This is a genomic window from Acidimicrobiia bacterium (assembly GCA_036396535.1).
GTDB lineage: Bacteria > Actinomycetota > Acidimicrobiia > Spongiisociales > UBA5794 > DASWKR01.
In genome coordinates this window covers 73,808-90,456 of sequence record DASWKR010000065.1, presented here as the reverse complement: position 1 = coordinate 90,456, position 16,649 = coordinate 73,808, and the positions used below count along the sequence as shown (strand labels likewise).

The following is a 16,649-nucleotide window of genomic DNA, read 5'->3' as shown; positions in this document are numbered from 1 at the left end:
GAGGTAACGGTGTCCGGCGGGAGCCGGTCCTCGCCTGCGATGGCCCACCGTGACGAAGACCAGATCAGTTGACGTTGGCCCAGGCACGCAGGCCGAGACCCATCACGAAGAGCAACAGGAGCCCGTAGCCGAGGGCGGGCCGGCGCTCCAGCTGGGCGCGGTAGACGTATGCGAAGCTGAGCGTGATGGCGATGACCACGCCGTAGAACACGTGGAAGCCGTTGCCGGGCCTGCGGCCTTGCCCGTAGACGGCGAGCCCGGCGCCGATCTGGACGAGCATCGCCGCGATTGCCGCGTTGCGGGCAAGGGTGAACCACCGCACCGGCTCTGACTTCATCGCGCCGAGGGCGACCCCCCACAGCCCGACCACTCCCGTCGCCAGGACGGCCACGTAGAACCACGCCTCGTGAAACGCCAGCATGCGACCGGGAGCGTAGTGCTCGCCCGCGGCGCGGCGCCGTGAGGCGCCGCGGCGTCACTCGAGTGAAGGAAGCTCCTCGGCGATGGCGAAGGCGACGGCGTCGGCGATGTGGAGCTCGGCGCCGCCCGACCTCGCACGGCGCGAGAGCTCGAGCTGCACGCCGCCATGTTTCGGCAGGTTGACCGGGTTCTTGGGGTGGAGTCCCCTCAGGCGCCTCGGTATCGACGAGATGTCGGTGACGGCGGTCGCCCTGCCTGTCCCGTCGATGGCTGCTCCGATCGCCGTTGCGAGCGTTCGGTTCGAGCCGCCGACGAGCACGGCTCCGTCGAGGTCTGGGTGCCCGAAGCCGTGGAACGAGACGGCCACCGAGACGTGGCGGACGAATCGTCGCAGCGTCGCACTCGCTGCCGTGTCGAACTGGAACGACGGGACGTGCCAGCGGAGGCCGTCCGGCTGCACGACTGCGTAGGTGCTGGCGCCGATCCTAGATGCGCAACGGCGCGCCGCTTCCCACGTGCCCGCCTCCAAACCTCCGTGGAGAGCCATGACGCCGACCGATCCGGCGAGCGTGCAGAGCTCGTGGACGCCCTCCTCGGCGAGGAGCCCCCTGAGCATGTGCCCGGGCTCGGCGATGGCCGGAGTTGCGCCCACCCGCCGATCACCATGCCCCGTCATGCCGTCCGGCGCCGTGCTGCTGCCGCCGGCCGGAGGGTACAGGTCACCTCTCACGCGGGCGCGGTGACGTCGGCGACCTCCGCTGCGAGCCCGGCGACCACGTCGGACGGGCTGACCCTCACCGACACGCCGTGGGCGCCTCCGCCGAGGGACACGACGGGATGCTCGAGAAGCGTGGCATCGACCACGGCGGGCCACGCCCGCGTCGAGCCGAACGGGGTTATCGCGCCGCGCTCGTACCCGGTGACGGAGAGCGCCTCGTCTGCGTTGGGCAGCGATGCACGGCGCACCCCGAGATGGGCGCGCAGCTTGGCCCAATCGATGACTCGGTCGCCGGGGACGAGCACGAAGGTGTACCGGTCGTCTCCGATGCGCACGACGATCGACTTGACGAGGGCCGCCACCGGGATGCCCCGGGCGGCGGCGGCCTCCTCGACACCTGTCACGGGACCGGTGCGAACCACTTCGTGGTGGATACCGGCAGCCCGCAGTGACGCCAGAGCGGGTGTGTCGTGCTCAGCCAGCCCGCTCACGCTCCTGGTCGCGCAGGACCCTGCGGAGGATCTTGCCCGACGCCGACTTGGGGATGGCGTCGACGACGTCGAGCTCCCTGACTCGCTTGAACGAGGCGACGTTCTCGGCGACGAAAGCCATGAGTTGGTCCCCCGTCACCTGGCATTCCGGTCTGATCACGACGAAGGCCTTGGGGATCTCGCCTGCTTCGTCGTCCGGCACGCCGATGACGGCGGCGTCTGCGACGGCCGGGTGGGTGAGGAGCAGCGCCTCCAGCTCGGCCGGAGCCACCTGGAACCCCTTGTACTTGATGAGCTCCTTGAGCCGGTCGACGATGTAGAAATGCCCGTCCTCGTCGACGTGGCCGATGTCTCCCGAGTGCAGCCATCCTTCCGGGTCGATGGTCGCCGCGGTGGCTTCCTCGTTGTTGAGGTATCCCTTCATCACCTGGGGCCCCCTGATCCAGATCTCTCCGTCTTCGGCTACCTCGAGATCCTCCCCGCTCACAGGGTCAACGACCCTGACCTCTGTGTTCGGGATCACGATCCCGATGGAGCCCGCCCGGTATTGCCCGCGCGGGGTGGCGTGGGTCACCGGACTCGTCTCGGTGAGCCCGTATCCCTGGACGACCTCGGCGCCGATCCGAGCTTTGGCCTCGCTCGCCAGGTCGGCGCCGAGGGGCGCCGCGCCGGAGAACACGAGATCGAGCGCCGAGAGGTCGTATCGGTCGACGACCGGGTGCTTGGCGAGCGCCAGCACGATGGGCGGCACCACGTAGGCCCGCGTCACCCGGTGGTCCTGGAGCGACTGGAGGAACTGCTCGAGATCGAACCGCGGAAGGGTCACGGCCGTCCCTCCCGATGCGAGGATCCCGTTCATGAGGACCTGCATCCCGTAGATGTGGAAGAACGGGAGGACCGCCACGATGACGTCCTCCTCTGCCAGGCCGACCGCGGCGTCTGCCTGGACGACATTGGCAACGAGGTTGCGATGGGTGAGCATGACGCCCTTGGAGAGGCCGGTCGTTCCCGACGAGTAGGGCATCACGACCACATCGCTGTGCGGGTCGACGTCGACCTGGAAGACCGGCTCGGCCGCCAGCAGCTCAGCGAGCGGCCGACCTCCGTCTGCATCTCCGAGCACGATGATGTCCTCGACCCCCGAAGCGGCCGCGGCCTGGTGGGCGACGTCGAGGAATTGCGGGATGGTGACCAGCACCGTGGCGCCGGAGTCGGCGAGTTGGTGGGCCACCTCGCCCGCCGTGTACGTCGGGTTGATGGTCGTGACCACGCCCCCCAGGGTGGCGACGGCATGGAACACGACCGGATACTCGGGCATGTTCGGAGCCATCAGGGCGAGCACGCCAGCCTTGGCGAAGCCTTCTCCGGCGAGCCCTCCCGCCAGGCGATGGATCAGGTCGTCGAGAGCACCGTAGGTCAGGGTGCGTCCCGATGTGCCGTCGACGAACGCCGGCTTGTCGGCGAGGCGCTCGGCGTGACGCATCACGAAGGGTGTCACCGCGACATCTGGGATCTCCACGTCGGAGAAGGGACTGTGGTGGATGCGCATGCTGCCTGCCTCCTCGGTCTGCGCGTCCTCCGAGAGTAGGAGAATGAGCCTCACAGGCGCCGCCACGGGATCGAGGAGACCGGTGATCGAGCTCTACACGACGGACATGGTTCACGGAGGAGAGGCAATCGCCCGCCTCGACGGCAAGGCCCATTTCGTAGCCGGTGCCCTCCCGAACGAGCGGGTGGTCGGGCAGGTCGTGAAGGACAAGGGATCGTGGGCTCGGGTCGACCTGATCGACGTCGTCGCAGCGTCTCCAGCCAGGGTCGAGCCGCCGTGCCCGCACTTCGCGCGCTGCGGGGGATGCCAATGGCAGCACGCCGACTACGAGGCACAGCTCGACTGGAAGCGCTCGATCGTGGCGGGCCAACTCGCCCACCTCGGGGGCCTCGAGTCGGTCCAGGTCGACGCGGCAATCGTCCCCGGCCCTCCCTACCACTATCGGAACCGGATGGACTTCAAGATCGCCGCCGGCGTCCCGGCCCTGCATCGGCTCAGGAGCAAGACGCTCGAGCCTCTCGAGGTGTGCCTCCTGCTCCGGCCCGAGCTCGGAGAGCTCTTCGATCGCCTCGGCCCCCTCGACGGCGCCCGGTCGCTCACGATGCGCGTGGCGGCGCCGACCGGCGACATGCTCGTGATCGTCGAGGGCGACGTCCCGGAGCAAGCGGCGACTTGGGGAGCCTCCGTGGCTCACCGGTCGAGCCGTGGGCTGCGCAGCATCATCGGAGGCACCACGATCACCGAGGTCGTGGCCGGCACACCGCTACGGATCACGGGTGGGTCCTTCTTCCAGGTCAACTCGGCCGGCGCCGAGGCCTTGGTGGAGTGCGTCTCCGAGGCCCTGAGTCCGCAGCCGCACGAGGTGTTGCTCGACGGGTACGCCGGCGGGGGACTGTTCGGCGCAACCGTCGGCGCGGGGTGCGCCGCGGTTGTCGCCATCGAGGCGAGCCCGACTGCCGTCGCCGACCTGCGCCACAACCTCGAGGCCGCAGACGTCGAAGCCGTCGTCTACCGGGGTGACTTCGACGCCGTGCTCGAGGAAGTCGGGGCCGCCTTCGACGTCGCCGTCGTCGACCCGCCCCGCTCAGGGCTGGGCCGCGAGATGATCGATGTCCTCGCCTCGGCGGCTCCTCGGGCCATCGCATACGTCTCGTGCGACCCTGCCAGCCTCGCCAGGGATGCCGGGCACCTCGCTGCCCGGGGATACCGGCTCGACCGGGTGCGCCCCGTCGACATGTTCCCGCAGACCTACCACATCGAGGCGGTCGCCTCCTTCACCCTCAGGTGAGCTCCTCTAGATCTGGTCGAGAAGCGCCTGGCGCTTGGCGGCGTATTCGTCGTCGGTGATGACGCCGTCGCGATGGAGCTTGGCGAGGCGCTCTAGCTGGGTGGTCGGGTCGGGTGCGACTGCTTCGCCGATCAACGAGCCCTCCTCGCGGGCGCGCGCCTTGACGAGCTCGTCCCGGGTGCGATAGAGGAGCGCCTGGAACTCCTCCGGTTGCGGTATGTCGGAGAAGCGGCTCTGCCCACTCTCCCCGGCCGACTCCACGAGCAGGTCGCCCGAACGGAGGATTCGCTCGAACGCCGACTGGTGGAAGAGGACGTTGTTGACGTTGACGAGCGGTATCTCGATGCCGCTGCGGCTGATGACGCCTGAGCGAGTGATGAGCCGCTCACTCGTGAGCACGTATTGCGTGAACCACCAGTCGACGAGCGGGACGACGGACAGCGGGATCAGGGCGGCTGCGATGACGAGCGAGGTGATCAGGTCGGCGGTTCCGTTCTCCGGCGGGATGACCTGGTAGACGAGCACGATGGCGACGATCGCCGCCACGACCCACAGCATGGGGAGGAACAGGAGACGCCAATGGGGGCGAAACTGCCTGACGATGCTCTCGTCGTCGGTGAGGAACCGGTGCGGGAATGTCATGGTCGTGAGTGTAGAGAGCGTCCCGCTCGCCGCGGTGGCGATTCGGGCAGCAACGCGATGAACCCCGAGGAAGCTCCGGCCGAAACCTTCGCCCTCTCGGGGTTCACCAATCGGTCTACCTCACGGTGGCCGATGTTCCCTGTCCTGGCCGAAGCCTGAACCGGGCCGGTCCTCCGGCCGACTCCGAGCCCGAAGGCTCGAATCCGGTCGCCCTGTAGGCGCCACCCCCTCGCGGAGGTGAGCTTCCTGGACCTCGGGAGTCTCCGAAGAGACCCACCGCCTGCGGCCCTTGCGGGCTGCCGGGTCCCCGGGTCGGTCTCCCTTCCCGGCGACAGCAGGGAATGTACGCGTCAGCCCATCACGGGTCAAGCCGAAACGCTGTTTGGTTTTCGCGTCTCACCGCGTTGTTTCGCGACCGTGGCTGACCTGGCCATTCGTCCTTTCAGTGCCGGGTCGGGGCCATCCGTCCCACCCAGAGCCGTCCGTGAGACCGCACGGCCGTCTCGCCTACCAACCTAGATTGCCTCCATGGCTGCAGCCCTGCGCCCTCCTGCCACTGTCGCCGCAACCCTCGTCCTCTCGCTGGCGATCGTCGCCGCAGCCTGCGGCGGTGGCGCAGGCACCGTGCCGTCCCAGCTCGAGCGCCCCGTTCTGTCGCCCGGCGGGATCGGGCCGACCGCCATCGGCGACCAGGAGGAGGAGGTGATCGCGGCGCTGACCGAGCTGCTCGGATCGCCCGACAAGGACTCCGGGTGGATCGCCTCTCGATCGGAGGTCTACGGGTCGTGCCCCGGGGCCGAGGTGCGCGCAGTCGGCTGGGGAAGCTTCTACGCGATCCTCTCGTACGACGAAGGCCTCTCGAACGACGAAGGCCTCTCGAACGACGGAGGCGCCGGCAGCGGGACGCTCTCGTCGTGGACCTACGGGTTCGACCACGACACCTCACTGGCAGGCGTCGATCCGTGGGAGCTCGGCCTGGCAACCGCCGAGGGGATCGGCATCGGCAGCAGCCTCGCCGAGGTGCGCCAGGCGTACGGCGATCGCCTCACCGAGGTCGGGAACGTGGACGTGGACGTGTGGGGATTCTCGATCGACGGTGACGACCCGGCGCATCTCGCCGGCCGCTTGTCGGGGCCGGAGGCCGACGACCGCGTCACGTTCCTCGAGCGCGTGCCCGGGTGCGAGCCGATCGACTGAGTCGCGGCAAAAACCCCGAGGAAGCTCGGCCGAAGCCTCACCCTCTCGGGGCTTTGCCGCCACCGGATCGAGACCCGGCGAGCACCTCCCCGCGGCTCTCACCGTGGCGAGTGGCTCGGGCGGCGACCCAGCGAGTCTTCGGCAAGCCGCCGACCCTCTGGGCCAACCCCCCGTACCTCCCCATCCAGGCCGAAGCCTTTCCGGGTATCGACCGGATCCACCGAAGCGTCTCCGACCGATGGTGCGATCCCTGACGGGGCCCTGCCGAAAAGGCGTGGCCCCGTGCCCCGACGGTTGCCCGCCGGCGCCGGCATCGCCGCCTCAGCGGACCGAAGCCCGAGAGGCGCTCGGGGCGGCCTTGCGACCGCTCCGAACTCCGCACCGAAACCGAAGCCTCGGCGGCGGATCCCCGAGCTTCGGGCTCACGTCCGGTAGCCCGTCCGCGTGCCTCGAGTCCCTCTTGCGAGTTGCCTCGGGGTGGCTTCCGAAGCCTGAGCTCCCGAAGCGGCCGGAACCGTAACGATCGGGTCGCCGCGCCTGCAACCGAATCCGGTGGTTCGTTTTCGCGAGTCAGTCACCAGTTTCGCGAGCAACCGCCGGCTTCCGGCGAGCAACCGCCGGTGCCCGGCGAGCGTCGCTGGCATACGCCCGTCACATCGAACTACACGTTTGTGGTTTCTGTCGGAGCCACCGCCTATATTCGAGAGGATGACGGTCGAAGCCACCGAGGCCTCTCTGCTAGAGACGCTCTCCCCCAGCCGGGCGAGCGACTTCAAGCTGTGCCCGCAGCTCTTCAAGTTCAAGGCCATCGATCGCATCGAGATGCCCCCGACGGTCTATCAGGCGCGCGGCACCACCGCCCATCTGGCGCTCCAACGATTGTTCGACGAGGACTCGAAGGGGCGCACACCGGAGCGCCTCTTCGACCTCTTCCGGGAAGCGTGGGTCGAACTGCGCCCCACGGAGTTCGCCGACCTGTTCTCGTCGGTCGACGATGAGCGCGCGTGGGGAATCGAGAGCATGGAGATCCTTGCCAACTACTTCGGCGTCGAGGACCCCACCGCCATCGAGCCGCTCGATCGAGAGCTCGACATGCTCGAAGAGCTCGACAGCATCGTGATCCGCGGCATCCTGGACAGGATCGAGGAGCGAGCAGGCGAGCTCGTGATCACCGACTACAAGACGGGTAAGGCGCCCCCCGAGCAGTACGCCATTCCGGCGTTCTTCGCGTTGAAGATCTACGCTCTGCTCGTCCGACGCCGAGTCGGTAGGACCCCGACGACGCTGCGGCTCATGTACCTCAACGGGCCGACCGTCTACGAGATCGACGTCGACGACCGGCAACTCGACGCCATGGAGCGGCAGCTCCGGGCGCTGTGGCAAGCGATCAACCGGGCCATCGAACGCGACCAGTTCCCACCGAGGCCGTCGAGCCTGTGCGACTGGTGCCAGTACAAGAGCATCTGCCCCGCCTTCGCCGAGGAGAGCTGAGAGCGCTCCTCAGGGATAGATGCCGCGTGCCAGCTTGGCGGATGCAACCCGTCGCATGCCCTTGATGAGCGCCGCGGTGCGCATGTCGACCTTGTCGCGCGTCGAGATCTCGAGCACCTCCTGGAATGCCCGGTTCATGATCTCGCGGAGGCGGGCAACGATCTCGGACTCCGACCACAGGTAGTTCTGGAGGTCCTGCACCCACTCGAAGTACGAGACGGTCACTCCGCCGGCGTTGGCGAGCACGTCGGGGACGATGAACACCCCCGCCTCCCTGAGCGCAGCATCCGCCGCCCTGGTCGTCGGCCCGTTGGCGCCCTCGAGGATGACCTTGGCCCGCACCGATGTTGCGTTGTCGGCGTTGAGCACTCCCCCGACGGCGGCGGGGATGAGGTATTCGCAGTCGAGAGCGAACAGCTCCTCGGAGGTGATCTCGTCGGCTGCCGGGTATCCCTTCACCCCACGATGCTCGTCGGCATGCCGGAAGAGGGCCTCGACGTCGAGACCTGTGTCGCTGTGGATGGCGCCGGTGATGTCCGAGACGCCGATCACCTTGCAGCCGAGTTGCGAAGCGGCGAGTGCCGCGTACCTGGCTACGTTCCCGAAGCCCTGGATCACGACTCTGGCTCCTTCGACGGGTACCCCGGTGTGACCGGCAACCGACGGGATCAGGCTGACGAGCCCCCGGCCGGTAGCCTCCCGCCTTGCCACGGAGCCGCCCAGGGCGGGCGGCTTTCCGGTGACCACGGCGGGTTCGGCATGCCCGACGTGCGTCGAGTAGGTGTCCATGATCCACGCCATCACCTGCTCGTTCGTCCCCAGGTCCGGTGCAGGGATGTCCCGGTCCGGGCCGATGAAGTCGATGATCTCCATCGTGTAGCGCCGCGTGAGGCGCTGCAGCTCGGCTCTCGAGAGGTCGGTCGGGTCGACGCGCACACCGCCCTTGGCGCCTCCGAACGGGAGACCGACGATGGCGCACTTCCATGTCATGAGCATGGCGAGGGCGGCAACCTCGCCGAGGTTGACGTCGTCCGAATACCGGATCCCGCCCTTGGTCGGCCCCATCGTCAGCAGGTGCTGCACCCGGTACCCGAACACCGTGTCGACGTGCTCGTACTCGTCTCTGCGGAACGGAAAGGCGACGACCATCGCACGTTGGGGCGTCCTGAGCCGCTCCCGGACGTTGTCGTCGAGGTTGATGAGCTCCGCGACGGCCTCGAACTGAGCGAGCGCTTCCTCGAAGAGCGGGGACTCCCATTCCGTCGGCAGCGATTCCTGAGTGCGCAGTGCCAAGGTCACCTCCGGCGCCACAGGTACCCTACCGACGCGGCTGGCTGGAGGTGGGTCACGTGACGGAGCGTTCGGCAACGGTCCACACGATCGGCCACGGCCGCGAGAGCTTCGACGCCCTCGCAGACCGGCTGCGTCCCCACGGCGTCCAGACGATCGTCGACGTTCGGTCTGCGCGCTACTCGAAGCACGCGCCGGAGTTCACCAAGGACAGCCTCGAGCAGCTCTGCTCCGCCTCGGGGCTCGGCTATCGGTACCTGGGCGACCGTCTCGGCGGCCTCCCGTCCCCTCACCCGCCGAGCGTCGAATCGACAGAGGCGGCGATCGTCGAGCTCCTCGGACTGGCCGCCTCGTCGCACGTCGTGCTGCTCTGCTCCGAGATCGACCCCCAGGGGTGTCACCGCGACGGCACGCTGGCACGTGCCCTCGAGGCACGGGGCATTCGCGTCGCTCACATCCTCGGCGACGGCTCGGTGGCGCGTCACCAACCCCGCCTCTCCTGGTGAATTCCGTCACGACGGCGCGATAGGTTGCGGTCCATGGAGGACGTGCAGAACGAGTGGCGCATTCGCCCGGAGGATTGGCCGGATGCGATCGCGCTGACGGACGGCCCGCAGGTCGTCGTCGGTGGACCGGGCGCGGGCAAGACCGAGTTCCTCGTGAGGCGCGTCGTACACCTGATCGACCAGAGGGGAATCCCTCCCGGGGCGGTTCTCGTGCTGAGCTTCGGCCGTCGCGGCGTTGCCGACATTCGCGAGCGCGTCAGGACCCGGCTCGATCGGTCTGTGGCCGAGGTCGACGTGTCGACGTTCCACTCGTATGCGGCCCGGCTCATCGAAGCGCACGGACCCTCGATCGGCTGGAGCTCGCCGCCTCAGATCTTGACCGGCCCGGAGCAGGCGGCGCTCGTGCGCGACTTGCTCGCCGACGAGAACCGGGGAGCGTGGTCGGCAGCCTTTGGCGGACTGCTCGGAACGACCACCTTTGCCGGGGAGATCAGGGACTTCCTCTTGCGAGCGAGCGAGCAACTCGTCACGGACGACGAGCTGTCGGAGTTGGCCGCCGGCCGAGCCGACTGGCGGGGCCTGCCCGAGTTCCGTCACCGATACCGCTCGGCGCTGCGCGCCGCCGGGCGCATCGACTACGGCGAGCTCCTCTCCGAAGCCGTCGCCGTCGCCCGGATGCACCCCGACGCCGTGCCCCGCTACGTCCTCGTCGACGAGTTCCAAGACACGACGTTGTCCCAGGCGGTCCTGGTGGAGGAGCTGACGGCCGCCCACGGCAACCTCACGGTGGCCGGCGACCCGTACCAGTCGATCTACAGCTTTCGAGGGGCGGTCCTGGAGAACATCGCAGAGTTCCCCGACCGGCACCGCGACCCGGCGGGGCTCCCGGCGCGCAGGATCGTCCTCACGACGTCGTTTCGGTGTCCCGAGGCGATACTCGAGTCTGCCGTTCGGGTCACCGAGCGCGACCTGCCGGGGTCGGCGGGCCGGGTCACCCCCGCCTCGTCCGGTGGCAGCGTCGTCGTGCACCGCTTCGACCAGCAGACGGCGGAGGCCGAGTGGATCGCCTCCGAGATCGAACGGATCCATCTCGTCGACGGGGTCCCCCTCGGCCGCATCGGGGTTCTGGTGCGTAGCAAGCGGCGCTTCCTGCCTGAGATGTCGCGGAGCTTGGAGCGGAGGAGGATCGCCCACGATCCGCCGGAGAGTCGCCTGGCAGAGCAGCCCGCAGTGCGGTTCGTGCTCGATGCCACCGCTGTGGCGGCCGGTGCCGACGTGCCTTCCGAGCTGGACAGGGCGGTGCGCCGCATCCTCCTCGGCCCGCTCTTCAGGGTCTCGCTGGGGCGGCTCCGGGACATCGAGAGGGCAAGAGCCGTCGACGAGATACCCTGGTCGCAAGCCATCAGGGCGCTAGTGCCGGAAGGCGACGCCCTCGCCGACCTGCTCGACGAGCCGCGTTGGGCGGCCGAGTGGCCCGTACGACGTGGGTTCTGGCACCTCTGGTCGTCGCTCCCGCAGATCGCCGAGCTGGTGAGCGGCACCGGGCGACGCCGGGAGCTGCGCTCATGGAGCTCTCTGGCACAGGTCATCGACCGCTGGGGCGAGCGCAACCCGTCGGTCACGCTCGTCGACTACCGGACGCTCCTCGATCAGGAGGAGTTCGAGGCCCGTCCCCTCCTCAGCTACACGAGGCCCGACGAGGATCGGGTGACCCTCACGACGCTTCACCAGGCGAAGGGCCTGGAGTTCGACGTCGTCTTCATCGCCGATGCGGTCGAGGGCGTGTTCCCCGATCTGAGGAGACGCGACAGCCTGCTCGGCGTGCGTCACATCCTCCGCCACGACGACCTCGACACGGCCGGATACCTCCGCTTCCGACTCCAGGAGGAGCGCCGCCTGGCGTACACCGCCATGACGAGGGCAACGAAGCGGGTGGTGTGGACGGCGACGGCGTCCGGCGCAGAGGAGGGGCGAGGCATGCCGAGCCGATTCCTGCCCCTCGTGGCGGGAGCCGAATCGCTCGACGGGGCCATCACCCCGGTCGACACCGAGGCACGGCCCGTGTCGCGCAGGGAGGCGGAGAGCCACTTGCGACGGATCCTCACCGATCCTGCTCGGTCCGCACCAGAGCGAATGGCGGCCGCGAGCGCACTGGCGAACGGCCCGAGGTGGGGCCTGCGGGAGACATCGACGTTCCACGGCGTGCGTCGCCGTGGTGACGACGGCGGCCTCGTCGATGCCGCCACGCTTCGTTTGAGCCCGAGCCAGGCCGAGTCGTACGAGCGATGCCCACGCCGCTACGCGTTGGAGCGCCGATTGAAGATCGGCGATGCCACCTCGATCTACGCCGAGTTCGGGACGCTCGTCCATGACGTGCTCGAGGCGGCGGAGCACGCCGCCTTCGAGCGCGGCGAGCCGAGGAGCTCGCTCGACGAGGCCCTCGGACTGCTCGCCGATCGATTCGACCATGCGACGTTCGGTGGGCCGCCGTTCTCGCACGCCTGGCACGCCAGAGGAGTCGACTTGCTGAGGCGTCTCTACGACGTCTGGCCCGAGGGTGGCCACGTGGTCGCTCTCGAGAGAGAGCTCCACCTCCGGATCGCAGATGTGCCTTGGGTGGGGTACGCAGACAGGATCGAAGAGACGAGCGGGCGGATCAAGATCGTCGACTACAAGACGACCCGCAATCCGCCGACGCTCGAGCAGGCAGCGCGTTCGATCCAGCTCGGCTTCTACCTGGCCGCGGCGGCTGCAGACCCGGACGTCACCTCGCACGGCACCCCGGTGGCTGCCGAGATGTGGTATCCGGCGAAGGAGAGCAGAAGCCTCACCACGCGCTCCTTCGACACCGCCAGGGCGGGAGACGTCATGGCGACCATGGTGGCCATCACCGAGGGGATCCGCGACGAGCGCTTCGACCCGGTGGTGAGTGAGGAGTGTGATCGGTGCCCGGTCAGGCAGGTCTGTCCAAAGTGGCCGCAGGGAGGGGAGGACTTCTCATGACGGCCACCGACGCGTCGAACCAGCCGTTCGAGATGACCGCCGAGCAGACGGCGATCGTCGACTACCCGCTCGAGCCGCTCCGCGTCGCAGCCGGAGCGGGCACCGGCAAGACCACCACGATCGTCCTGCGGGCGGTTCGCCTCGTCGAGGGGGGGATGGCGCCGGAGAGCATCCTCGGGATCACGTTCACGAACAAGGCCGCAGACGAGCTCGCAGACCGTTTGCGCACCGGCCTACCGGAGATGGCGCATGACGGCCGCGAGGTCGACGTGACGACGTATCACGGGTTCGCGTGGAAGCTGCTCCAGGAGTTCGGCGCTCTGGTGGGCGTCGAGCGAGACGCCAAGGTCATCGGCGGGGGATATACCCGCCAACTCCTCGAGGAGTCGCTGCGCGGAGCCCGCTACGCCGCCCTCGACATGTCCTCGCCGCCCCATCGCGTGGCTGAGGCGGCCATGCTCGCCAGGCAACTCGGAGAGAACCTTCTCGGGGTGGACGACCTGCTCGCCTCGGTGCCGCCGTCGGCCGACCCCGTCTGGGAGAAGCGCATCGAGCTGGCAGGCATCATCGCCAGGTTCCAGGCGGCCAAGCGATCGCTCGGGGTGGTCGACTACGCCGACCTCGTCGAAGCGGCCCACCGTCTGGTCACCGGCTTCGAGGAGATCAGGGCTCGAGTGCGGTCGAGGTACTCGCTCGTGCTGCTCGACGAGTACCAGGACACCGACCCCGGTCAGCGGGAGCTGATGCGGGAGCTGTTCGGCGACGGCTTCCCGGTCACCGCGGTCGGCGACAGTGACCAGACGATCTACGAGTGGCGGGGCGCCTCGCTCGAGAACTTCAAGGCGTTCCCCGAGCACTTCAGGCGCAGCGACGGTCGACCGGCCGAGACCCTCCCGCTCAGCCTCAACAGGCGGTCGGGGCGGATCATCCTCGAGCTCGCCAACCGGGTGCGGGGCCAAGCCGACCCGATGGCCGGGTTCAACGTCCTCCACCCGGTCGAGACCGCAGGTGACGGCGACCTCGTCCTGAGCTACCACGCCACGTCCGTCGACGAGGCGGCGTCGATCGCCGAGGAGATCAGGCGGATCCACGACGAGGAGGGGGTTGCCTGGCGCGAGATCGCCCTGCTCTTCAGGAAGAACCGCCACATGGGACTCGTGCGGGAGGCGTTGGAGGGACACTCCATCCCGCACGAGGTCGCCTCGCTCGGCGGGCTCCTCGATGTCCCCCGAGTCGCAGACCTGCACGCATGGCTGCGGGTCCTGGGGCGACCCGACGACTCGGCGGCGTTGGCGAGGATCCTGCTCGGGGGCCGCTACCGACTCGGCCTCGGGGACCTCGTCCCGCTGGCGGGGTGGGTGGGGGCCATGGGTCGCGGCTCCACGGCAGAGGAAGGGCTCGGCTGGCCGCTCCTCGAGGCGGTCGACAGGCTCGACGATGTCGAGGGGCTGGCCGGGGAGGCCCGGGAGCGGCTCGAGGAGTTCCGCGACACGTTCCGCAAGCTCCTGACCGACGCCCAGTCCGTCGCCTTGGTGGAACTGTGCAGGCGCATCCTCGACGTCACGGACACCTGGGCCGAGGTCGAGGCGCTCGACCCCGCCGGCGCCCTGACGGGCAGGCTCAACCTCTATCGATTCCTCGACCTCGCCGAGGAGTGGAGCCCCCTGGAGGGCCGCCCGTCTCTCGACGCCTTCCTCGGCTATCTCGGGTTGCTCACCGAGGAGCGGGCAACGGACGAGCTCGACACGGCCCGCATCGGCCAGGAAGACGCCGTCAGCCTGATAACCGTCCATCGCGCCAAAGGCCTCGAATGGGACACCGTCTTCATACCCGCCGTGAGCCGGGAGGCGTTTCCCGCCAAGTCCCTCGGCTTCGACAACCCCGTCGAGCGGGCGCAGTACCTGCCGTTCGGGCTCAGGCTCGACGCCGAGGCACTCCCGAGGCTCGACCGGAGCAACAAGGAGAACCAAGAGGAGCTGCGGGTGCGCCATGTCGCCCAGGAGTGGCGGACTGCGTATGTCGCCGTGACGAGGGCAAAGGCGCGCCTCTACGTGTCCGGGGCCTGGTGGTACACGTCCGGTCAGCCCCGCGAGCCGAGCGAGCTGCACGCCACCACGAGGCGAACCAAGGGAGTCACCCTCTCGGTCGACGTGGACGACCAAGGTGGGCCGCCTGACCTGCTCCGCTTCCCGACCCCGGAAGGGGCGCCTGACCCTGTCTTCCCGGGCGGCTGGCAGGCTGCGCTACGGGCGATCGCCGACGACCCGGAATGGACGGCGCGCCACGTCGCACAGGGCAGGCAGGCATACGATGCCCACATGGAGCAGATCGAGCTCCTCCTCGACGGCCTGCCGGAACCACCGACGATCGAGCGCGGGCCGGCGCTCCTCAGCGTCTCGGTGACCGGTCTCGTGACCCTGGCGTCGTGTCCCCAGAGGTTCCTGTGGAGTGAGGTCGAGCGACTCCCGCGGCGTCCCGACGCATCACGGACGAGAGGCGTCGAGGTGCACAGACGCATCGAGCTCCACAACCGGGGCCAGTTGCCGCTCGACGAGCTCGACGACGACCTCTACGACCTGTCCCCGGCTGAGGGCGACGCGGGGTCGGGTGGCGATCCGTATGGCGCCTTCCTGGGATCCCGATTCGCCGATGCGCGCCCTCGCTTCACGGAGGTCCCGATCGACCTGCGCCTGCCGTCCGGGCGTGTGAGGGGCCGCATCGACGCCGTGTACGAGCCCGAGCCGGGCGTGTGGGAGATCGTCGACTTCAAGAGCGGCAGGCACCGCGACGACCCGGCGCGAGACGTCCAGCTGGAGGCGTACGCCGTCGCCGCTGCCGAGGGCGCCGTCTCGTCGGAACCTCCCGTGGATCTCACGGTCTCGTTCGTGTATCTCGGATCGGGCGAAGCGGTCGAGGTGAGCCGTCGGGTGGACGACGCCTGGATGGAGGACGCTCGGGCACGGCTCGAGGGTCTCATGACTGCGGCTGGGGGTGAGGCCTTCGCGCCGCGCCCCGGGCCGGCGTGCGGCGGCTGCGACTTCCTGCACCTGTGCCCGGCAGGGAGGGCACACGTGGCTGCCGCAACCAGTCCCTGAGTCAGAGCACCCTCCCGCCGGCCGCCTCGACGATGATCGTCACCGGGCCGTCGTTGACCAGCGTGACCTGCATGTTGGCCCCGAAGCTCCCGGTCGCAACTGGGATCCCGGCACGCCTCAGCTCGTCGGCGACCAGTCGCACCAGCACCTCGGCGACGGCCGGAGCGGCGGCGCCCGTGAACGATGGCCTCCTCCCTCGCCCGGTGTCCGCCAGCAGGGTGAACTGGCTGACGAGCAGCACGCCCCCGGCAACCTCGCCGAGAGAGCGGTTCATCTTGCCCTCCTCGTCGGAGAAGATCCTCATCCCGCCGATCTTGGCGGCGACGGCCCGGGCGTCGGCATCTGTGTCCGGGGCGGCGACACCGACGAGCACGAGGAGCCCGGTGCCGATCTCGCCGACGACGTCGCCTCCCACGGCCACCTCGGCGCGTGAGACGCGCTGCACGACCGCCCGCATCAGGACAACGCCAAGCCGAGGGCTTCGAGGAAGAGGGTCACCACGAGGCCTGCGATGAGCACACCGAGGATGATGAGCAGCATCGCTCTCCGCTTCGGGACTGCGAAGACGACTGCGGCGAGGCAGCCGCTCCAAGCACCGGTGACGGGCAGCGGGATCGCCACGAAGGTCACGAGGGCCAGGTCTCGAAGGCGCTCGACCCTGGCAGCGTGCTTGCGGTGCGAGTAGGCCTGCAGCCTGGTCAGGATCCGGTGCAGCCACGCCCACCTGCGCTCGGTCCACTCGACGAATGGGGAAAACAGCCACAGGATGATCGGGACGGGGATCGAGTTGCCGAGCACGGCCCACAGGTACGCCTCGACGGCTCCCATGTCCAAGAGGCCGCGAGCGACCGGGATGGCGCCCCGCAGCTCGAAAATCGGCGTCATGGCGACGACGATCACGATGAGTGGATCGGGCAGCGGCAACGCCTCGATCCACTCGAGGACGGCGTCACGCATCC

14 protein-coding genes are annotated in these 16,649 nt (G+C 69.0%); 6 read left to right on the top strand and 8 right to left on the bottom strand.

Annotated features, from left to right (window positions below; genetic code table 11):
* Positions 1–64: 64 nt before the first annotated feature.
* The 4 genes from VGC47_12020 to VGC47_12005 form a co-directional block, all read right to left on the bottom strand.
* On the bottom strand, positions 65–421 hold the full coding sequence (locus VGC47_12020; GenBank protein HEX9856030.1) for a hypothetical protein: 357 nt from the start codon (positions 419–421) through the stop codon (positions 65–67).
* Positions 422–475: 54 nt separating this feature from the next.
* The gene (locus VGC47_12015; protein ID HEX9856029.1) at positions 476–1,072 is read right to left on the bottom strand and encodes a poly-gamma-glutamate hydrolase family protein; all 597 of its coding nucleotides are present in this window, start codon (positions 1,070–1,072) and stop codon (positions 476–478) included.
* Between the two features lie 74 nt (positions 1,073–1,146).
* A complete protein-coding gene (locus tag VGC47_12010) occupies positions 1,147–1,629 on the bottom strand; it encodes a YbaK/EbsC family protein (GenBank protein ID HEX9856028.1) in 483 nt (160 codons plus the stop codon).
* Positions 1,613–3,178, bottom strand: coding sequence for a 4-coumarate--CoA ligase family protein (locus tag VGC47_12005; GenBank protein HEX9856027.1), 1,566 nt, complete (start codon positions 3,176–3,178; stop codon positions 1,613–1,615). The genes VGC47_12010 and VGC47_12005 overlap by 17 nt, the downstream gene beginning before the upstream one ends.
* 43 nt (positions 3,179–3,221) lie before the next feature.
* On the opposite strand from VGC47_12005, the gene VGC47_12000 reads away from it, so the two are divergent.
* Positions 3,222–4,466, top strand: coding sequence for a class I SAM-dependent RNA methyltransferase (locus VGC47_12000; protein HEX9856026.1), 1,245 nt, complete (start codon positions 3,222–3,224; stop codon positions 4,464–4,466).
* A gap of 6 nt (positions 4,467–4,472) precedes the next feature.
* Here the strand turns inward: VGC47_12000 and VGC47_11995 are convergent, their stop codons facing one another.
* Positions 4,473–5,108 (bottom strand): PH domain-containing protein, encoded by a 636-nt coding sequence (locus VGC47_11995; protein ID HEX9856025.1) that lies wholly within the window; start codon positions 5,106–5,108, stop codon positions 4,473–4,475.
* 528 nt (positions 5,109–5,636) lie between these two features.
* On the opposite strand from VGC47_11995, the gene VGC47_11990 reads away from it, so the two are divergent.
* On the top strand, positions 5,637–6,305 hold the full coding sequence (locus VGC47_11990) for a hypothetical protein (GenBank protein ID HEX9856024.1): 669 nt from the start codon (positions 5,637–5,639) through the stop codon (positions 6,303–6,305).
* A 708-nt stretch (positions 6,306–7,013) separates the two neighbouring features.
* Positions 7,014–7,796 (top strand): PD-(D/E)XK nuclease family protein, encoded by a 783-nt coding sequence (locus VGC47_11985; protein HEX9856023.1) that lies wholly within the window; start codon positions 7,014–7,016, stop codon positions 7,794–7,796.
* A 9-nt stretch (positions 7,797–7,805) separates the two neighbouring features.
* Here VGC47_11985 and VGC47_11980 read toward each other — a convergent pair whose 3' ends face one another.
* On the bottom strand, positions 7,806–9,089 hold the full coding sequence (locus VGC47_11980; protein ID HEX9856022.1) for a Glu/Leu/Phe/Val dehydrogenase: 1,284 nt from the start codon (positions 9,087–9,089) through the stop codon (positions 7,806–7,808).
* Positions 9,090–9,145: 56 nt separating this feature from the next.
* Between VGC47_11980 and VGC47_11975 the strand changes: the two genes are divergently transcribed.
* From VGC47_11975 to VGC47_11965, 3 genes are read left to right on the top strand one after another with little or no spacing between them, the layout of a single operon-like run.
* Entirely contained in the window at positions 9,146–9,592 is a 447-nt protein-coding gene (locus VGC47_11975; protein HEX9856021.1) for a DUF488 domain-containing protein, read from the top strand.
* Between the two features lie 33 nt (positions 9,593–9,625).
* Positions 9,626–12,595, top strand: coding sequence for an ATP-dependent DNA helicase (locus tag VGC47_11970; GenBank protein ID HEX9856020.1), 2,970 nt, complete (start codon positions 9,626–9,628; stop codon positions 12,593–12,595).
* Positions 12,592–15,690 (top strand): ATP-dependent DNA helicase, encoded by a 3,099-nt coding sequence (locus VGC47_11965; GenBank protein HEX9856019.1) that lies wholly within the window; start codon positions 12,592–12,594, stop codon positions 15,688–15,690. Before VGC47_11970 ends, VGC47_11965 begins: the two co-directional genes overlap by 4 nt.
* A gap of 1 nt (position 15,691) precedes the next feature.
* Here the strand turns inward: VGC47_11965 and dtd are convergent, their stop codons facing one another.
* Positions 15,692–16,147 (bottom strand): D-aminoacyl-tRNA deacylase, encoded by a 456-nt coding sequence (gene dtd, locus VGC47_11960; protein HEX9856018.1) that lies wholly within the window; start codon positions 16,145–16,147, stop codon positions 15,692–15,694.
* Positions 16,147–16,647, bottom strand: coding sequence for a small multi-drug export protein (locus VGC47_11955; GenBank protein ID HEX9856017.1), 501 nt, complete (start codon positions 16,645–16,647; stop codon positions 16,147–16,149). The genes dtd and VGC47_11955 overlap by 1 nt, the downstream gene beginning before the upstream one ends.
* Positions 16,648–16,649 lie beyond the last annotated feature (2 nt).